The sequence below is a fragment of the [Scytonema hofmanni] UTEX 2349 genome (assembly GCF_000582685.1).
Lineage (GTDB): Bacteria > Cyanobacteriota > Cyanobacteriia > Cyanobacteriales > Nostocaceae > Hassallia > Hassallia hofmanni.
Window position 1 is genome coordinate 2,956,071 of record NZ_KK073768.1, and the last position, 18,357, is coordinate 2,974,427.

Genomic DNA, 18,357 nt, shown 5'->3' on the forward strand with positions numbered 1-18,357 from the left:
TAAGGAGAAGAATTAAGAGTTTGAGAGAGTTATTGCGTAAGTCCTGATCAAATCAGAAACGTAATATTTAAAAAGAGATAGGCAAAATACCTATCCCACACGAGTTATATACATTTTTCAAACTACCGATACTTACTTTTCGGCTTCACAAAGATCAACTTAAAAGTCCTGTGGTAGAAGTACTTTGTCAACTTCAATGATGACACCGTTGCTAGCGACGGTAGAAGGATATTTACCGGTCGCATCATTTAACTTGACTGTACCTAAAGACTCGTTAACAACAATTTTTACAGGCTGACCTTCAAGAGTGGTAACTGAACCACTATCAACGCTTTTTTCAGTAATTTGACCGGGAACCAAATGATATTTCAAGACTTTCATTCGGTTTTCCGACTGACTATATCGCTTGAAGACATCTTTCGGTAAAGCGTTAAAGGCTTTATCCGTTGGGGCAAAAATTGTGAAATTACCTTCCTTGAGAGTATCCAGAAGACCAGCTTGCTTTAATTCACCCACAAGATTGGCAAATTTACTATCTTGTATTAGCGTCTGAGCAATGTCTTTATTGGAATTGCGATAGGGAACGCTGCTGTAAGCAGAAGGTTGAAAAAGAGCGTAACGTGAATAGACTTTGGCTAAGACAGGAAAAGTGACCAGGGTAGTAACACCAGCAATCCCGACAAAGCAAGTCAACTTCTTGATCCAATTTTTGGTAGTTAGGGGATTTCGATTTTTATTAAGCATAAGGGTAGGTGAGTTCGACCTAAACTGTATAAGATAAAAGCGATCGCACTTCTCATACAACTAGTATATCTTGAGAATGCGATCGCTTAATAAATGCCAAAATCAGGGTTTTATGATTTATTATCTGCAATTTATAAGCATTCTCAATCGATGCAAAAGCCTCTATACCAGCTATGAAAGCAACAATCCTGATTTAGAATACAAGCTGACACCTTCACTTTTCGTACAAATCCCTAATTTTCTTATTTTTACTTAATGCGATCGCTTGTTTATCAGATTAATATTAGTAAAATTACTGAGGCTTTTCAGTATTTTCACTTGTTAGTACAGTTTCTTTAATTCTGCGAATCGGCAAATTAGCAATTAAGGCTGTCGTTCGTTCGTTGCTTTCGAGGGAAAACTCTAAACCGTCCATTTCAACTTCTACGTAGCGACAAACTATTGCTAAGATTTCTTGCCGCATTTTTTCTAACGTCTGAGGATCTAAATCAGCGCGATCGTGAGCAATCACCAGTTGCAAGCGACGTTTAACTTGAGTGCGACTGGTGTCAGAAGTGCGAGAAAAAAGTCTTTCGAGAAATTCAAGAATCATTGCTACTAAGTGTGCGAAGACTGGAAATTAAACAATCTTTGTCCACAGTAATCTTCTCAAACGAGTGAAGATATTATCTGAGGATGAGTCAAGCTCAAGAAATTCAACTGTTTCCCCTTCCAATCTCCGAGCAATATTTTCAAAGGCTGTGGCAGCTAAAGAGGGAGTATCGCTTAATACCAAAGGTTCTCCGCGATTGGTTGAAACAATCACGCGCTCGTCGTCGGGTATTACACCAATCAAGGGAATTGCCAGAAGTTCCTGAACATCTTGAACTGACATCATATCATTTGCCCGAACCATTGCGGGTCTAATGCGGTTAATTATTAAATGAATCCGCTTGATGCCTTGTGCTTCTAGTAACCCGACTACGCGATCGGCATCCCGAACGGAAGCAATTTCCGGGGTAGTGACAATTAAAGCTTCTTTGGCTGGAGCGATCGCATTTTTAAACCCCATTTCAATTCCGGCAGGACTATCAATTAATACATACTGATACTTCTGTGCCAGTGCATTCACTAATAATTTCATCTGGTCGGGAGTGACGGCATCTTTAGTCCGGTTTTGAGCTGCGGGCAAAAGCACCAAATTTGGCTGCCGCTTATCTTTAACTAAAGCTTGTTCTAAACGACACTCTCTAGCTAGTACTTCCACCGCTGTATAAACGATGCGATTTTCTAACCCTAGCAACAAATCTAAATTTCTCAAACCAAAATCTGCATCAACCAAGGCTACTTGACGCCCCATTTTGGCTAAAGTCATACCCAAATTTGCGGAAACTGTGGTTTTACCCACACCTCCTTTACCGGAGGTTGTAACAATAATGCGAGTCATGATCGAACAGGAGGGGGAAAGGGGAAGGGAAAGGGGAAAGGGGAAAGGTTTTATTATTTTAGTGATTGATTTATGGATTGAATTTAATTACATAACATAGGACTTTACTCCATAGCTTGGCTATAATTTCCCCTTTCCCCTTAAATCTTAAATCTTACTTAATTGCGAGCGGGAAAAATCACTTGCTTTAGAAATGCGAATTCCTTCAGGGGTGATATGTGCCACTTCTGGGAAAAATTGCAACGGGGATGTTTCGGGTGCCCTAGCGACAGCATCGGCAATCCGCAATTGGGTAGGTTCCATTTGTACAGCCATAATTAGACACTCGCGATTGCCAGTGGCACCAGCGTGAGCAATTCCACGTAGACGACCCCAAACTAGAATATCTCCATCTGCGACTACAATACCACCTGGATTTAAATCTCCCAAGATAATTACACTACCTGGGTGACGAATTTCGAGTCCAGAGCGCACGGTCATTTGCAGATAAAGGGCATCTGCTAGGGGTTGTGCGGCTGTTTGTGAGGCTAAATTGAGAGTAGATTCAGCTTGTACTTGTTCTACAGAATAGCCAGATGATACCGCAGCGATCGCTGTTTGCCGACGGCTGGTAGAAACTGATTTTAACTGAAGTTCGACTTCATTTAAAGATTCGGCGAGTTCTTGGAGTTGTCTGGTATCCAACAAGCGATCGCGTGCCACTAGATGCACTGGTGTGTTCGGTAAACGAAAGCGATCGCCACCTTTTAACCGCAGTTTCATTTGTTGCCAAATTTCCGACCAGCTGACTTCTGAGGGAGGCACTTGGGATTCTGTTGGTAAAATTAACAACAGCCTTCCTGACTCACTTTTCCACTGAACTTGGATATTATTGTCTACCGTGCTATCTAACAACGGTACTTCAGTGAAATCTACATCAGCGTCGGCATTTGATTTTACATCTTCCTCGGTCGGTGAATTTGGCTCAGGATCGGTTGATTCAGAATTAGACTGTAAATAGACGAGGACAGAATCTACCTCGCGATCGGGAAGGACAGAATTTGACTCTGTATCACCTGGGGTAGAATTTGCTTCTACATCAGAAAAATTAGAAATTGACTCTGCGTTATTATCGGCAGAATTTAAATCGGAAATAGCATAATCACCAGTCATTTGACACCAGCCAAAACAAAAGGGACTAGGAACTAGGGAAGAGGGATTTTCATACTTCTTTCTGAACCCGATCTGTTAAGAGTTCATTCATTGACTTTTAGACTCTTGTGGGCAAGGGTAAAAGCTTTTTCTGACCTCTTTTGCGTTTTCCCTTTATTCTTTCCCTAAATAAGTGCAAGAAGTTTAATATTAGATTAGTTGTAGGCAACAACATCCTCACCCACTATTTTTAGTTAATGTTCGATATACAGTTGCCAAAGCATCAGCATCACCGACATTACCGGGAAATAGCACCACTGGCAAGTTAGGAAACTGGGGATGATCGTTGGGAGTAATTACCATCGAACAACCAGCTAAAATTTGACCGAGTAAACGCGCTTTTATCAAACCTAGACCATTACTTAAGACATCATTTGAGGTAATACCACCCTTACTGATTAAGAATCCTATATCAGATGGTAAACCCCGGACAATATCCATTAATAAGCCGGAAACTTTTTCTCCAAAGTCCAACCGTGTTTTTACATCTTTGAAAGAAAGTTCCTGACGACTAGTATAAACTACTGGTGTTTTTCCCGCTTTGTGTGCTGCTTGGGTACTTTCAACAATCTCAGTTAGCAGTGTAGCAGATTGATTTGGCTCATCAAGCAATCTTTGTACATTGACTTCGATTCCTAGTATACCGTCAGCTTGTAATAATTTTTCTAACTGCTGAGTAGTTTTTTTGACATGAGAACCGACGATAATTGCACCCGGTTTACCTTCACGGACATAAGAACCCATATTTTCGGCTGCGATCGCTTGGGGAGGTAATGCCGCCAAAGCAGTTAAAATACTCGCAGCACTGCGAAATAAAAAGCGTTTCCCTTGACTCGCTGCATTCAGCACGTATAAAGCAAAGCGATTTAAATCAGCTTGAGTTTCACCGTCAACGACAGCGCACTGATTACCGCTCAGTTTCATTAGCCTTTCCAGACTACCAGCACAAATATCGGACAGTAAAAATCTTTCTACTGCTTCAGCTTTAATACGTCCTTGAGTTTTTTCTTCTACATACTTAGGTAAGTAACTGTAATGATAGCCAAAAACCGAATCACGGGCAAATTCAGTTTCATGTACTGGAGTCGGTACGCCGTCGATAATTAAGTAATGTATACTATCACGGGTGATGCGTCCTCCTTCAAAAAATGCAGGTACGAGAAAATGAGCATCAAAGGGACCGAGTTCAGCAGCAATAACGTCAGTTTCAATGGGGTAATGTCCCCTTAAAGTCGAATCAGAACGACTTACAATCAGAAAATCGTTAATTTCTTCAGTTTTTAACGCTAATTTGAGGTTATGGCAAACTTCTTTAGTTACCGATGCGGCTGATTCTGGAGGTAGTGACCTTGTATTAGTTAGTACAAAGAAAATTGGAGAATCATCCTGTAAACCTGTGCGTAAAGTTTCCACATCCCAGCGCATCAATAGCAAGCAACTGTGGACAGTTTGAGAACCTGTAGGGTCATCATCCAAAACAATTATTTTTGGTTTTTTGCTCATTAAAATCAACTAGAAGAATGTAACTTTCTTATCTCCGCTTGTACCTCAACGGCAATCTGCAATGATTCATTCAGAAGTTGAGCGTATTCGCTTGCCTGACTACTAACTTGTAAATCTTGCAGATTCGCTAAATTATTCACAAATAACTCTTGGTTATTTGCGAGTAATTTTTTATTATCTCGCAAAATACGCTCTGTTTTCATAGCGCGAACTAAATCTTCTCTAATAAGTTGCAAAGCCGCGATAACATTGTCCCTATCATTGATAGTACTTTCGTTTCCCGATGTTGCCAGTTGATCGTTAATATCTATTGCTTGAATAACTCCATGATATTTATCAACTTCATCTAAAAGTTTTGTCAGTGCATGGGGACAGGTTTTTCGTCGCCACAACCACCGCCCAAAAAGTACGGCAATTGGTACAATAGTTAGTAAACTGATTCCGATTAAAACTGAAGACCCAATTGTCGGCAAAATGATAAATGCATAAATAAACCCGACAATTATCGGGGTAAGCGCTAAAGCCACAAGCATTTCATTTAAGAAAAATCCCCATCGTTTTTCTTTATCTTTGATAATGGAGGGTCGAAAGACATCATCTGGATCGAATCCTGTCAAACGTCTGAGTTCCCCTTTGCTAATTTCTAAACCTAACAAATCTGTCTGCACAACTAGTTACTCCTATTGAAGTGCGAGTTGCGTACCAATATTAACACTATTGTGAATGAGGCAGTGGGGGACAGCGCCTTAATTGTCTATCTCTAGAGACGATTTCCAGACTTTTTTGGTATTTTGGCTAAAACATCGAAAACGTCGTAGAGACGTTCTACCGGAACGTCTCTACAATTGTTAATTAACATCAGTTCTCAAAACAAGATTATACTTTTCTAACAATTCCAAAGAAACATCTGGAAGATTAAGAAGTATATCATTCCATTGACTATAAGCTTGTAAAGCCTCCACAACTAGCGAAAATGGTTCAGAGAAAATGTTCTCAAAGTCTGCTTCTTGGGGAAATTGAATTTTATAAGCTAATTGCTCTTTTGGGGGGACAAATTGAGCATCAACATTATGACGATTTCCTCTCGCATCAACACGATACCAACCTATTTGGGGTAAGTAAACTGCATTGAAACCATGTAAGGTATAAGGTTCACCATTATCGTTAATGCTCAATCTCTGATAGCAAAATCCTGCGGGAATACTATTAGCTCTTAATAGTGCTGCGAGCAAATGACTCTTGGCAAAGCAATAACCTGTTTTGTATTTGAGTACATCTGAAGCTCGACAGGTTAGAGGATTCATTTGATAGTCGTAGCTATGATAAATTTCATCCCTTACCCACTCAAAACAAGCTTTAGCGATCGCTTCCGATGTTTGATATTTTAATGCAATATTTTTTGCAAGTTCCACAATTGTCGGATGTTGCCAATCAATCACTTCACTTGCTTTGAGATATTCTTCCATATGCCCAATGCCCAATGCCCAATGCCCAATGCCCAAAAAATTCCCGTTATAGATCGCTACAACGGGAGAATAATAAGAAGATTTTGTATAAACTATCGATAAGCCACTTGTGGACCTGCCCAAACTTGTTTGACTTGTTCACCATAAGTAATCGGCTGATCTACCTCAGTTGCTGCGCCGGTTTTACCATCGCTAGAAACTGTTACTAAAGGCCAGTTTTCATCTCCTAATTCACCAGTACGGAACATAACATTATCAGGCTGAGTTTTGCTCCAACCTAACAACACGGAAATTTTATCATGCTCTTCTTCGTTACCATTGCTAGGGGCAACAATATTAGTATTATTTTTTTGTCGATCCCAAATAACCGCGCTATCTGAGGCATCAGATGTATTAAATACTGCTTCAAATCTACGTGCTAAAAAGCGATCGCCTTTTTGAGACCAACTCAGAGGAACTAAAACGCCAATAGTCCCTTCACCGTTAGGATCTGGTGATGATACTTTAACCTTCAATAGCGCATCTCTATTATAAGAAGTTGAAGACACTACCCGTAAATTCTTGGTTTGCCTATCTTCAATAAACAGAACACTGCTAACCCGGCTATTGTGCATTTGGGGCTTGACTTCTAATTGTACGCGGCTATAAACAGCATATTTACCATCCGGAGAAAGTACAGGTACACTGCGGTAATAGCGCACTCCACCACCCTTGGAACTCATAGCCTCTTGAGTTGACTGTATCCATTGCCAAGGAATCGGATAAGGACTTCCTATGGGATCTAATTGTGCTGTTTGAGACTCATCAGGGTTGGGAGTTACATTTATGTTTGTTGTATTTGGTTGGGATCGCCCTGTTGCCGGCGAGATTGTCGCTGCGTCTAATGATTCATCAGCAGGCTTATCTATTGCGATAATAGTATCTTCGCTTGTCAAAGAGTTGAGCTTACCAGCTTTCAATCTTTGGACTAAATTATTTTGACTGGCAGATACACTCGTGGATGGTGCGAGTTCAACCGCTGCTAAGGGATCGGAAGTAGATCCCTCTTCCTTAATTAATGGTGCGAGTTCAACTGCTGCCAAAGGGTCAACAGTCGGTTCTTCATTTGACAGAGAATCATCTTCTGCTGTCAAAGGCTGCATTTCATCTGATAAAGGTAATATTTCCAGGTTAACAGCAGCCATTTGCACTGATTCTGAGTCAGAGTTTCCTGACGCAGGAGTGGTTTGAGCTACCTGTGATTGTTTCGCTGAACTAGAGTGACCCAATGCAGCCACTAAAGGTGCGATCAAAAGCACTACGACAACATACTTCCTGAATGGTTGTACGCGGAACCATCCTGACAGCAAAAGGGTTTTAAGCATGTTTTAACTCTCTAGAGGGCGGGTTGCTGTGCGAGGAGCACCTGCTGAGACAGTAATGAGGCAAACTACATTATATGTATAACAACAAACCAATTGGTTGAACGAGATATTTTATTCAAATTTTGCACAGTTTTACATAACCCAGGTAATATGCCCTATACCTTGAAAAAGTACTGAGTTTTTACTTTGAATATGCTAGCAACGTACTGACACTCAGCATAGAGGAACTACTGATATACAGAAATTCGCCGCTGCTAAAACTCAACTACACCAAAATAAACGCGATCGCCCTTATTACCGCCAAGAGGTTTTCATAGAAGAAAACCCCTTCTTCGTTTTTTCAGAACGAAGCAAACGCCCTTTGGGCGGTAGGGCGGTAGGGCGCGCTTCGCGATCGCCCGATTCGGGTGTTGAACGCATCAATTGTACTTACTACTTTTACTGGCAACCTGCGCTCATATGACGTGTTTGTTTCTTGTGGCTTTAATAAAACTAAAAGCTAACCTATTATAGGCAGCCTATTTTTATTTCATGCCACACACGAGACCCCGATAACTGTAAAAGTATGACCTTACTGAAAAATTTGGTAAAGGCACAACCAATAATACTCTAAAAGTACTACTTGCATCTACCAAAAGACAGACATTGCAATTGAAGTTACAATGCTTACTTAAGCAAACTACTAGTTAATTGATATCAACGGAATACAAAAGCCGAAGTCTTTGGGAACTATTAGGAACGATATTGAGTGCGTAAACTCAGAACGTTTTGTTCTTAGACATCGCAAGGGAATTAAAGCCAAAAGTAGATGCGCTTCATACTGGCTTATCTGCCAGATGATTTATTATAACCCTGGTTAGCGATGCTGTCTTTTACAAGCACGAAATTATTTTACAGCTAAATGAGCAATTTTTTAGTTAGCTTAAACAAAATACTCAATCCCCCAGTCCCCAGTACAACCAGTCCCTTATGAAAGTCGTATTTTTTGGTACTCCCCAATTTGCTGTACCTACCCTCGAAAAATTGCTGAATCATCCAGAATTTGAAGTTTTGGCAGTAGTTACCCAGCCAGATAAACGCCGGGAACGGGGTAACAAACTTACACCATCACCGATAAAAACTGTCAGCGCTGCTGCGAACCTACCAATATGGCAACCCCAACGCATAAAAAAAGATACTGAAACCTTAACTAAACTTAAACAATTACAGGCAGATGCGTTTGTCGTAGTTGCCTATGGGCAGATTTTATCTCAGGAAATCTTAGATATGCCCAAATTGGGTTGTATTAATGTACATGGGTCGATTTTGCCAAAATATCGGGGTGCGGCTCCGATTCAGTGGTGTTTGTATAACGGTGAGAAGGAAACCGGGATCGCGACAATGTTAATGGATGCGGGGATGGATACCGGAGCGATGCTGCTGAAAGCGACTACACCAATTAAATTACTGGATAATGCTCAAGATTTGGCAATTAGGCTATCTCTAATTGGTGCTGATTTGCTGGTGGAAACGCTATCTCAGCTAGAAGGGCAACAGATTCAACCAATTGCTCAAGACGATTCACAAGCTACTTATGCACCTTTAATTAAAAAACCAGATTATGCGTTGGATTGGTCAAAAAGCGCTTTTGCATTACACAATCAAATTAGAGGCTTTTATCCCAACTGCACTGCCACCTTTCGTAACCAACCGCTAAAAATTACTGCCACTGCTCCCCTTGGTTCTGCTTTTTGGAGTGAGTTACCACCAGAATTACAAGAAATACAGCATAAGTTGCCTGATTTGTCAATAATGTCAAGTAATCCAGGAATTGTGGTCAGCATTGTCAAGGGAATAGGAGCGATCGCTCAAACTGGCGATGGTTTATTATTGCTACGAGAAGTTCAGCAAGCCGGCAAACGTCCTCAATCAGGCTGGGATTTTGTTAATGGTACCCGACTAACTGTAGGAGAAGCGTTTGCCGGTGGGAGTTAGGAGTGGAGGACAAGGGGACAAGGGGACAAGGGAATTGCTGACTCCTAACTTTAGTACAGACGTTCTGCCGGAACGTCTCTACAGCTTTGCGACTCCTAACTTTTCATAGAAACGGCAAGAATCACAGGGTCCTTCTGGGTTAACTGCACAGCGAATAATTTCTGAATTAGCATTATAGAGGCAGGTGGCATCTCCGACTACCCAACGTCCGTTTACGAAACTATTCTCTGATGGTCGTTTGGCGGATTGTACGTAAAGAGCTATATTTTGTAAACAGTAACGTCCTGCCTTAAGCTGATATCTGTGGCGTCGCTCTAAAACTGCGTAGGTTTTACCTTCCAAATCGAGATAGTTTCCGGGTTGCGGTGTCCAATCAAATTGTACATTGCCGAGGGATTGGCGCGGATGCGTCAGAATCACCTCGGTTGAAAGAGATGGCTCCATAAGCTTTTGTAATTAGGTTTACATTATTAGGATGGTAACGCAATCTTGTTGCCCAATTTTGCCTAGTTTATCTTAGAGTTAACGATTTATTAAAATTATTCTTGCGTAGTGAGGACTGAAGTCCTCTGTTGATAATACGAGGACTTCAGCCCATATTCCGCAGGTGCGATCGCAAAAAAGCGACACTGAACTTTGCCCTAGAAGATGTTAGGCACGTTCATCTATTAAAAGTTGCCAGGGTCGTTATCAAGTGCTAGTAAGAAATTAATCAGGTCTGTTTGTTGTTGTGGACTAAACCCAGCCTGATTATCTACATAAAACTCATGACCTGTGCCATCTAGGTTACTTCGCTCTGGACTTAAAGCAGGATTCAATTTGTTGGCTCCCACAACTTTCTCACGAAGTTCCCGATCTAATAACCCACGTAAACTGCTAGCAGGATCGGCAGTTAAACCTTGGCTTAGAGTACCAGTTAATCCTAAACCACTGGGATCAACAACCTGAAATCTGCCATCAGGAAAAAATGCAAGGCTTCCTTCTCGCACTGCTACACCACCATCATGTAAATAGGGTGCGCTGAAATATAAGCCTCGCAAAGTCGTTGTTTTGTAACCACCATTCGGTAATATACCCTTGGGTAATGTTGTAGGACTCTCGGAGATACCCTCTGTTGGTACGTCCAGTACTTGTGCGTTAGCAGACACAGGAACGGTAGTATCAAAAGTGTATAACTTCGGTTCCACTAACAAGTTATTTAGTCCTAAGCGAGACTTGGCACGGGCTGAGTTAGTACCAATCTCATCAATGGGATGAATTGTGTTGTCGGTAAAGAAGGGGGGAATATGGCAAGTTGCACAATTGGCTTTCTGAAACACTTTTGCTCCTCGCTGCACCGAACCACTTTTTAAGGCTTTCCAGTTTGACTGTGTGCGGTTTGCAGGTGGTACTAAGCTATTTTGGAAAGCAGACATAGCATTATTTGCAAAGAAGAATTTGCCACTGGCTATGTCGTTTGGGTTGTCGCTATTGGGACTGAAAAATAACCCATTGTATGTAGCTAAACTAGGTTTTAGATTGGGATAATCACCCGCACCGGGAGCAGAAATTTGGTCTTCCAATTCTGCGAAGGGAATACCTAATTCTTGCTGCTTCTGTCGCAGCCAGACTGAAGGTTTCACTCCATCTGGTAAACGTAACCTTGGATCGGCAGCATTCTGAAGAAATGTACCAATATATACTTCTGAGTCAATCTTCAGAGTTTCTTGACTTAATTGAGCAGCTGCTAACAGATTAATTTCCGAGGAGTGAACCGCATTGTTGAATACACTGAGTCCAGCAAATGGACCAACAGCACTCTGTCCGTCAGCTGAATAAGGATGATTCTTAAAGGTGAAACCACTGGGAATTTGAGTGGTATTGTTAATGCCATCCGGTGAACTCTCAAAATTACCGAATGGTACATCCAAAACGGCATCATCGAAGGCTTTTTCAAACTTTTCAGGGTCAGGTAATTTTACAGATTGACCTTTGCTGTCAATAATAGTCTTACCATTACCTTGATATTGTGGGTCTAGGGGATTAAAGTTCAACCGTGCAAACCCAGCAGATGTATTTGGTGACAATGCAATTAACAAAGGAATGGCAAGTTCACCATTTGGGATTCCTGCCAGCCGTTTACCTTCATTTGAAACAGACGCATGACAGGCTGCACAGCTAATTCCAATTGTGCCAGTTTTCTCGTCAGGTAAAAATCCCAAAGGAAAAGTTCCTCCCTTTTCCACTTTTAAACCTGTATTCAGCACAGTTCCGGCAGGAAAAGTCCGGCTACCTAAGACAATATCATTCTGAAGGCTAATTTGTAAGTTTGTTGTTGGTTGACCACCCAACTGTGCGATCGCTGTTCTAATTTCTGGCACAATGGTAGCAAAACCTTGTGCAAAACCAAATACCCCTTGTAGACCAAAGGTATCACCAATCTTCCGATTGAAGTATATATCTTCCCCTTTGTTGATTAATTCCTGAGTGATTTGAACTGCTCCTACCTTTTGATAAGAAATGGGAGCACTAGGGTTAAGTCCTTGCTGTTTAACTAACTTCGCTGCTGCTCTAGGATTAAGCAGTTTGCCAAAATAGTCATAATAGCTTATTGGTTGAGTTGGAGCAGGTTGTAAAAGTTGAAAGTCATTTCTAGGGTACGTAGCGAAAGCTTGCTGGTTTCCCATCAAACTATTTGATAGCAAAATACCCGCAAAAGCCATGATAAACATCCAAATTAACCAGAATATCCGGGCTTTTTTCGCAAATAATTCCCTAATTAAACTCTTTTTCGGGTTGCTTTTCTGGGGTTTCATATTAAAATACTTTAAAAAGGTTTTGACTCAGTATTAACATAATGCCCAGTAATTACACGTAAAAAACATAAAAATTTATTTTAGGTAAATTAAACACGCAGAAGTCACGCATTCAAAAGTCAAAAAGCTTATAGGGCAAAGTTTTTGGCGATTTGGAATAGGTGGTTGATTTACGCTGTGCTACACTTTCCAGTACCTGGTTTAAGATTAAGGGTAATTGGGAATTGACCAATAGACATCTCCAGAAAAGACGTAAAGACGTTCCAGTGGAACGTCTCTACAAGGGTTTCGGGCAACGCATAATGGATTTCTGGAGATGTCTAATAGTTTTGTCGTCTTAACCTGTCACGAATGCTTCTGTCCTTATGACTGTAAAACTCCAGACTGAAAAAGACAAGTTACCTGCTTGCACTCTAATAAAGCTCAATCAAGAAACAGAAAACGAAACTGTTCTATGTTCTCATTGTCAGCGCACAGCTACGAACGGTATTAAATGTAAGGGAATTTGTGTAGCTGACAATGACTATTGAGACAAAAGTCAAAAGTTAAATTGTTAAATTCACCAAACTTAGCAATTTGTGCCAATTGTCACCTAGCCAAGCAGTAGTTTTAGCGAGATGTGGCTGAAGTTTTTCCATCGCCGAGGCAAATCCTTCGGCTTTCTTGGCATAGTCAAAAGCTCGGTCTAATGCCTTACCCACCTCGTTTTTATCTGGCTGTGGCTTATTTAGCTCTTCCTGGGCATCAGCAAAGGCATTGTCAATTTTACGACGGTCTGAGGTTTCTAACTTCGCTAGTATATCACGTAAGGCGTTGAGTTCTGCCTCTATGTTGACGCTTGCAGGTTCAGGTAAACTGACTTGTTGAAAATTGACGTTTGCAGTGCTACTATCTCCCGTTATAATTGCGCTACCAGTGGCATTACCTCCAATAGAAACTGAACGGTTTTGCCCGCTTTTGTTATCATTACTCATATTATTATCCTTGTCAGATTTTACTGGATTTGTTGGCTGTACTGTCTGATAACGCCGTCGCCTAATTTTGATCGCAGGGGTTAAATACTCTGGAATTCCCTGCAAATCAATGGAGGTACAACCCATTTGAAAACAATCTTCATAATTCCTGAGCGCAGCCAAAGCTGTATAAAATCCGACACTAAACTTAATCGCCGCTTTATCTCCAATCGCCTGATTCATCCCCACTACGCAATCAATGTGTTGGTGAATTGCTGTGGCTTGTGCTTCGCTGTAGCAGGCGTTGAGTAAAACACACTCCACCTGTGACTGAAACAAATCAAATAGCTTTGCCAGGGCTTGTGTACTGAGAACTTGCTTGTGTCCAGAATTATCTTCCAACGCTAATCCATCAGTACCAGAGCCATGTCCGGAAAAGTGAACAATTGTTGGTTGATGATTAGACAAAAAGCGGGTTAAATCATCCACTCGTACCGCAGATTCAGTGATGAGTTGAAAGTCGTCTCGATGGGGAGATATAGCAAGTGTGTTTTTGATTTCCCGCACTTCTTCATCTAGACGCAAATGACTTGTGTTTTTAGGGTTGGCGGAGAGGATGAGGATTTTTTTCATGGTGTTGTTTGATATGGTGATGTGTTGCAGGAAATTAAGGAGAGGATTTTTGCAGTATCATACAGATAGAATGGGGAGAAAAAAGATAAACTAAGCTATTAGACCCAAAATGCAACAAATTAGTATCAACGAATTACCTGAAAATCTTCAGAAACTATTAACAGAAGTACAACGTACTAAAACACCCTTAACTGTTACCCATGAAGGCAAACCATTAGTAATTATATCTCCTGCGACAACTCAACCCAAACGTGCAACTTTTGGAGCAATGAAAGGAAGCGGGGAAATTTTTGGAGATTTAATAACTCCAGCAGTTCCTCTTAAGACCTGGGAAGTGCTTCAGTGAAACTTTTACTAGATACCCACATCTGGCTTTGGTATCTCCTGGGTGACGAACGTCTATCTACCAACCTCCAAACCGTAATTGCAGAGGAAACAACCGAGCTTTGGCTTAGTCCTATTAGTATCTGGGAAACGTTAATCCTAGCAGAAAAGGGACGAATCTCGTTACAACCTGATGCAGTTGCATGGATCGATTTAGCCTTACAAACCCTAGAAATTCTTGAGGCTCCCCTTGTTTATCAAATTGCTATTTTAAGTCGCCATATTGAACTACCGCAGCAAGACCCAGCGGATAGATTTATTGCAGCTACAGCAGTTCACTACAATTTGAAATTAGCTACAGTCGATAGCAATCTGACGGGTGTTTCTTGGTTGCAAACATTAAGCTAGTCCAGTAGGGTGTGTTGTCGCGCAACGCACCACCAACAATTCAAGGTGCGTTATGCCGTAGGCATAACGCACCCTACGGGATGATTTACTGTTCGTTAATTATCGCTGTTTGAAAAAAAGTTCACTCCTCCTCCTCCTTTTCATCTAGGCGCAAATTACTTGTGTTTTTAGGGTTGGCGGAGAGGATGAGGATTTTTTTCATGCACTTATCGTATATTGTGTAAGATAATAACGAAAATTGCTATAGTTTGTTAATTTTATTAAGATAGACGCATTCGTTGTTTCCCGCATACCAGGTAATTTTATGAACATTTCACTGACTCCAGAACTAGAAAAGCTTGTCCACGATAAAGTAGCTACTGGACTTTATACCTCAGCTAGCGAAGTTATCCGCGAAAGTTTACGACTCCTACAGGAACACGATAAAGTTAAAGAATTTCGGCTTTTGGAGCTAAAAAAAGAAATTCAAAAGGGTATTGACCAAATAGAACGTGGCGAATTTACTGTCTATGATACCGAGTCGATAAAAACGCTTGGTGAGGAAATAAAACAACGAGGGCAAAAGAAAAAAGAGAACTCTCAGGCAAAATAATGAACCGTATAGTTGTTACTGGTGATGCAACTTCAGACCTTGATGATATTTGGTCGTATATATCTAATGAGAGCCAGGATAGTGCAAATCGACTTATTGATAGCATAATTGAGCGATTTGCTACATTGGCTCAGTTTCCTGAGATGGGCAGAGAAAGAGGTGAAATTTCAAATGGAATGAGAAGTTTTCCTGCTGGACGTTACTTCATCTTTTACCAACAAATTGAAGATGGAATCGAAATAAGAGCGCGTTCTTCATAGTGCAAGAGATATCGATGCCTTTTTTCAATAATTTTTACTTTGAAAAAAAGTTCACTCCTCCTCATTCTCCTCCTCCTTCAACTCAGGATGCTGCTGCTCGGCATGAACCGTTAAAACCTTCGCCAGCGATTCCACCTTACAATCGTCACTGGGACATTGTTGCGTAGCTTGCAGTGCCTGTCCCCAGTTTTTCAGGTTCGCTTCTGCTTCGGCAATGGCACTTAAAACATAGGCTTTGTCATCGGAATCCTGAATTTGGTTAGCAGCGGCGATCGCAAGCTTTAGCAAATCAGCGGCTTTTTCGGGTTGGTTGAGCTTGCCAATGGCTTCGGCAATGGCACTTAAGGCATAGGCTTTGGAAAAGGACTCCTGAATCTGGTTGGCAGAGGCGATCGCAAGCTTTAGCAAATCAGCGGCTTTTTCGGGTTGGTTGAGCTTGCCATAGGCTTCGGCAATGGCTATTAAGGGTTTTGAATCCTGAATCTGGCTGATAAGCTTCAAGGCTTGAGCAGAATTTTTATCCTTAAGAAAGGCAACAGCCGCTTGTGATTGATACTCAGGATTTCTTATCTGCTGGCTCACATTAGTCAATTGCCAGCGAATTTGAGTCAATTGCCCGGAAGTTGTATAATTCAACCAACCCCAAATCCCCAGCGGCAGTAAAAGGATACTCCCAATCCCCCCCAAACTCAAGTAAATTCGCTGCTTACTACCTTGACGCAGTGCTACACTAGCTTGAATAAATTCAAGCTCTGCTGCGCTCAGTTCCTCTCGGCGTTGTTTCTGCTTTTCTTCCGCTTCCTTTAACACTGCACCCCGCAATAATACCCCTTCATCCCGTTGCATTTTTTGCCATTGCAGCATTGCAAACCGCAGCCTTTCTTGCCAAGCGCGAAAGCTACGGTCTGCTTTCATCCATTGCCGCAGTTCTTCCCAATTACGAATCAACGCTTCATGAACAACTTCCACAGTTTCTTGGTTAGCAGCATTTTGACTGGTGACTACTAATCGATCATCTGCCAACTGTTTCACCAATTTCCAGCGTTCTTCACCCAATTCGGCTTTCGTTGCCAGTCGTCGCGTATCTTGTGTGCCTTCACCCGGTTGCACTAATTGGATGAAAATCCGCCGTACCTGTTCTTTCTGGGCTACGCTCAACTTACCATAATTCTGATCTGCATGACGAGCCAAGGCACCTTGCACCTTACCTATGTGCTGATAAGCTGTATGAGTTAACTGTTTACCCTTTCGCTGCTGCCACAATTCCGTCAACGCAAACTCCAAAAGAGGTAAATTCCCCGGTTCTTTTTCCACATCATCTAATATGCGTTCCACCAGTCCCCCTTCAAAAGTCACCCCCAACTTCTCAGCAGGCTTTTCAATCACCTGTGAAAGTTCATCATGCTTCATCGAGCTGATCAGCTTGATATCAGTTTTCAATACATCTCCAAAAGGGGGATATAACAGAGCATTCCCCAAGAAATCTGCCCGCATGGTTGCAACTAGCACATGATTGTATTGGGACTGATAAGCAGAGGATTGAAAGCTGACTAATAAACTATCTAGAAAACTATGGCGAATTTTATGATCCGCGCATAAAGTGTAAATTTCTTCAAATTGATCGGCAATCAGCAACACCCGATCCGTGGGGTGATTTTGGTGAATCTGGGCAAATACATCAGCTAAAGAGATTTCACCATCACCAAGGGATTGTGACAACTTACGAGCTTGGATGATCTTATCAGTAGCATCCAGATTTTGTGTGTAAAGGGGAACTAGCGCCAAAGCTAGGGCATGGAAAGGGTCGGAACCAGGACGAAAATGGGTAAACTTCCAGCGAGCTGCTTTTTGCAGCTTTGGCACTAATCCTGCCAACACCACCGAAGATTTCCCACTTCCCGACGCACCTAACACGGGTATAAAATTACGGTTTTGAGTCGCTGCGAATAGTTCTTCTACAAATACCTCACGTCCAAAGAAAAACTCCGCATCATCGGGACCAAAGTGAAACAAACCACGATAAGGGCAGGCAAGAATTTCGTCAGCAGCATCAGTAGATTCAATAGGTAATACTGTTGTACTTTCACGATAATAGTAGTTAGTGATGGTGATAGTAGCGGTATTGCGATCGCCAGTAATAATCGCGCTGCGGTCAGCGCTCCCTCCAACTTTGGCACTGCGGTCTTCTTCTGGCATATCACCCTCGTTTATTGATTCTTGAAGGCTTGTACTGGTTTAATACGTCACATTATACTTCTTGCATAAATCAAAAAAAGAACCCCACCCCGCCTTTGACTTGCGTCAAAGTCTCCCCTCCCCGCTTGCGGGGAGGGGCTGGGGGTGGGGTGTTAGGGGAATGAGTGCAAGAGGTCACATTATATAGTTGCAAGTAAAACATCAACATAAGCATTCAAAGGAGTATTTCAGCACAAACAACTGTAATTACGGGAAAATTCGTAAATTGAAAAAGTTAAAATAAACCATAAATAATCCCCAACCCTCACTATTAGCATAGTGCGATCGCATATAGCGGGTTGCGCTTGGATGCAATACAGACCTAACCACGCCAGGTGCTTCAAGTCGGCAGAGCCGCCCAACGCACTGGCTCCCCAACCCCTTCCCTACGTTCGCGTTGGCGAAGCCTCTCGAAGAGAAGCGTCTCGTTCGCGCAGCGTCTCCGACAGGAGAAGAGAGGGAAGGGGAGCAAGAATCAAAGCCTCTCTC

Annotated in this window: 17 protein-coding genes; 5 read left to right on the forward strand and 12 right to left on the reverse strand. The window is 41.8% G+C overall.

Translation table 11 applies throughout. From position 1 onward, the window contains the following. Positions 1-159: 159 nt before the first annotated feature. The 8 genes from TOL9009_RS0118140 to TOL9009_RS0118180 form a co-directional block, all read right to left on the reverse strand. The gene (locus TOL9009_RS0118140; RefSeq protein ID WP_029634041.1) at positions 160-744 is read right to left on the reverse strand and encodes a fasciclin domain-containing protein; all 585 of its coding nucleotides are present in this window, start codon (positions 742-744) and stop codon (positions 160-162) included. A 292-nt stretch (positions 745-1,036) separates the two neighbouring features. Then, a complete protein-coding gene (minE, locus tag TOL9009_RS0118145) occupies positions 1,037-1,336 on the reverse strand; it encodes a cell division topological specificity factor MinE (RefSeq protein WP_029634042.1) in 300 nt (99 codons plus the stop codon). A gap of 27 nt (positions 1,337-1,363) precedes the next feature. Next, positions 1,364-2,170: a septum site-determining protein MinD gene (minD, locus tag TOL9009_RS0118150; protein WP_029634043.1), complete on the reverse strand. Its 807-nt coding sequence runs from the start codon at positions 2,168-2,170 to the stop codon at positions 1,364-1,366. 147 nt (positions 2,171-2,317) lie between these two features. Then, on the reverse strand, positions 2,318-3,322 hold the full coding sequence (gene minC / locus TOL9009_RS0118160) for a septum site-determining protein MinC (protein ID WP_029634044.1): 1,005 nt from the start codon (positions 3,320-3,322) through the stop codon (positions 2,318-2,320). A gap of 216 nt (positions 3,323-3,538) precedes the next feature. Continuing rightward, complete coding sequence (locus tag TOL9009_RS0118165; RefSeq protein ID WP_029634045.1) at positions 3,539-4,864, reverse strand: four-carbon acid sugar kinase family protein; 1,326 nt, start codon at positions 4,862-4,864, stop codon at positions 3,539-3,541. Positions 4,865-4,869: 5 nt separating this feature from the next. Beyond that, the gene (locus TOL9009_RS0118170) at positions 4,870-5,532 is read right to left on the reverse strand and encodes a magnesium transporter (RefSeq protein ID WP_029634046.1); all 663 of its coding nucleotides are present in this window, start codon (positions 5,530-5,532) and stop codon (positions 4,870-4,872) included. A gap of 180 nt (positions 5,533-5,712) precedes the next feature. Beyond that, positions 5,713-6,330, reverse strand: a complete 618-nt coding sequence (locus tag TOL9009_RS0118175; RefSeq protein WP_029634047.1) for a transglutaminase-like domain-containing protein — start codon at positions 6,328-6,330, stop codon at positions 5,713-5,715. A gap of 92 nt (positions 6,331-6,422) precedes the next feature. After that, positions 6,423-7,694, reverse strand: a complete 1,272-nt coding sequence (locus TOL9009_RS0118180; protein ID WP_029634048.1) for a hypothetical protein — start codon at positions 7,692-7,694, stop codon at positions 6,423-6,425. A 969-nt stretch (positions 7,695-8,663) separates the two neighbouring features. On the opposite strand from TOL9009_RS0118180, the gene fmt reads away from it, so the two are divergent. After that, complete coding sequence (gene fmt / locus TOL9009_RS0118185) at positions 8,664-9,668, forward strand: methionyl-tRNA formyltransferase (RefSeq protein ID WP_029634049.1); 1,005 nt, start codon at positions 8,664-8,666, stop codon at positions 9,666-9,668. 78 nt (positions 9,669-9,746) lie between these two features. On the opposite strand, the gene TOL9009_RS0118190 is transcribed toward fmt, so the two are convergent. The 3 genes from TOL9009_RS0118190 to TOL9009_RS0118200 form a co-directional block, all read right to left on the reverse strand. Beyond that, entirely contained in the window at positions 9,747-10,112 is a 366-nt protein-coding gene (locus tag TOL9009_RS0118190; protein ID WP_029634050.1) for a DUF6464 family protein, read from the reverse strand. 224 nt (positions 10,113-10,336) lie between these two features. Further along, on the reverse strand, positions 10,337-12,463 hold the full coding sequence (locus TOL9009_RS0118195) for a di-heme oxidoredictase family protein (RefSeq protein ID WP_029634051.1): 2,127 nt from the start codon (positions 12,461-12,463) through the stop codon (positions 10,337-10,339). A gap of 545 nt (positions 12,464-13,008) precedes the next feature. Then, entirely contained in the window at positions 13,009-14,049 is a 1,041-nt protein-coding gene (locus TOL9009_RS0118200) for a CHAT domain-containing protein (protein ID WP_029634052.1), read from the reverse strand. Positions 14,050-14,158: 109 nt separating this feature from the next. Between TOL9009_RS0118200 and TOL9009_RS0118205 the strand changes: the two genes are divergently transcribed. The 4 genes from TOL9009_RS0118205 to TOL9009_RS39650 all read left to right on the forward strand — a co-directional run bounded on the left by TOL9009_RS0118205 (position 14,159) and on the right by TOL9009_RS39650 (position 15,633). Then, positions 14,159-14,395 (forward strand): type II toxin-antitoxin system Phd/YefM family antitoxin, encoded by a 237-nt coding sequence (locus TOL9009_RS0118205; protein ID WP_029634053.1) that lies wholly within the window; start codon positions 14,159-14,161, stop codon positions 14,393-14,395. After that, positions 14,392-14,781 (forward strand): type II toxin-antitoxin system VapC family toxin, encoded by a 390-nt coding sequence (locus tag TOL9009_RS0118210; RefSeq protein WP_029634054.1) that lies wholly within the window; start codon positions 14,392-14,394, stop codon positions 14,779-14,781. The genes TOL9009_RS0118205 and TOL9009_RS0118210 overlap by 4 nt, the downstream gene beginning before the upstream one ends. A gap of 304 nt (positions 14,782-15,085) precedes the next feature. Continuing rightward, positions 15,086-15,373 carry a type II toxin-antitoxin system ParD family antitoxin gene (locus TOL9009_RS0118215; protein WP_029634055.1) on the forward strand — a complete coding sequence of 96 codons (288 nt, stop codon included), beginning with the start codon at positions 15,086-15,088 and terminating at the stop codon, positions 15,371-15,373. Further along, the gene (locus TOL9009_RS39650; protein ID WP_051502946.1) at positions 15,373-15,633 is read left to right on the forward strand and encodes a type II toxin-antitoxin system RelE/ParE family toxin; all 261 of its coding nucleotides are present in this window, start codon (positions 15,373-15,375) and stop codon (positions 15,631-15,633) included. The genes TOL9009_RS0118215 and TOL9009_RS39650 overlap by 1 nt, the downstream gene beginning before the upstream one ends. Positions 15,634-15,684: 51 nt before the next feature. Here the strand turns inward: TOL9009_RS39650 and TOL9009_RS39655 are convergent, their stop codons facing one another. Further along, complete coding sequence (locus TOL9009_RS39655; protein ID WP_260675917.1) at positions 15,685-17,829, reverse strand: tetratricopeptide repeat protein; 2,145 nt, start codon at positions 17,827-17,829, stop codon at positions 15,685-15,687. Between the last annotated feature and the right edge of the window lie 528 nt (positions 17,830-18,357).

Bases quoted from the DNA above. Each gene is read 5' to 3' on its own strand.
- TOL9009_RS39655 (WP_260675917.1), bottom strand. From the start codon at position 17,829: ATGCCAGAAGAAGACCGCAGTGCCAAAGTTGGAGGGAGCGCTGACCGC.
- TOL9009_RS0118180 (WP_029634048.1), bottom strand. From the start codon at position 7,694: ATGCTTAAAACCCTTTTGCTGTCAGGATGGTTCCGCGTACAACCATTC.
- TOL9009_RS0118190 (WP_029634050.1), bottom strand. From the start codon at position 10,112: ATGGAGCCATCTCTTTCAACCGAGGTGATTCTGACGCATCCGCGCCAA.
- TOL9009_RS0118175 (WP_029634047.1), bottom strand. From the start codon at position 6,330: ATGGAAGAATATCTCAAAGCAAGTGAAGTGATTGATTGGCAACATCCG.
- TOL9009_RS0118205 (WP_029634053.1), top strand. From the start codon at position 14,159: ATGCAACAAATTAGTATCAACGAATTACCTGAAAATCTTCAGAAACTA.
- TOL9009_RS0118165 (WP_029634045.1), bottom strand. From the start codon at position 4,864: ATGAGCAAAAAACCAAAAATAATTGTTTTGGATGATGACCCTACAGGT.
- TOL9009_RS0118195 (WP_029634051.1), bottom strand. From the start codon at position 12,463: ATGAAACCCCAGAAAAGCAACCCGAAAAAGAGTTTAATTAGGGAATTA.
- minE (WP_029634042.1), bottom strand. From the start codon at position 1,336: ATGATTCTTGAATTTCTCGAAAGACTTTTTTCTCGCACTTCTGACACC.
- TOL9009_RS0118140 (WP_029634041.1), bottom strand. From the start codon at position 744: ATGCTTAATAAAAATCGAAATCCCCTAACTACCAAAAATTGGATCAAG.
- TOL9009_RS39650 (WP_051502946.1), top strand. From the start codon at position 15,373: ATGAACCGTATAGTTGTTACTGGTGATGCAACTTCAGACCTTGATGAT.
- minC (WP_029634044.1), bottom strand. From the start codon at position 3,322: ATGACTGGTGATTATGCTATTTCCGATTTAAATTCTGCCGATAATAAC.
- TOL9009_RS0118200 (WP_029634052.1), bottom strand. From the start codon at position 14,049: ATGAAAAAAATCCTCATCCTCTCCGCCAACCCTAAAAACACAAGTCAT.
- minD (WP_029634043.1), bottom strand. From the start codon at position 2,170: ATGACTCGCATTATTGTTACAACCTCCGGTAAAGGAGGTGTGGGTAAA.
- fmt (WP_029634049.1), top strand. From the start codon at position 8,664: ATGAAAGTCGTATTTTTTGGTACTCCCCAATTTGCTGTACCTACCCTC.
- TOL9009_RS0118215 (WP_029634055.1), top strand. From the start codon at position 15,086: ATGAACATTTCACTGACTCCAGAACTAGAAAAGCTTGTCCACGATAAA.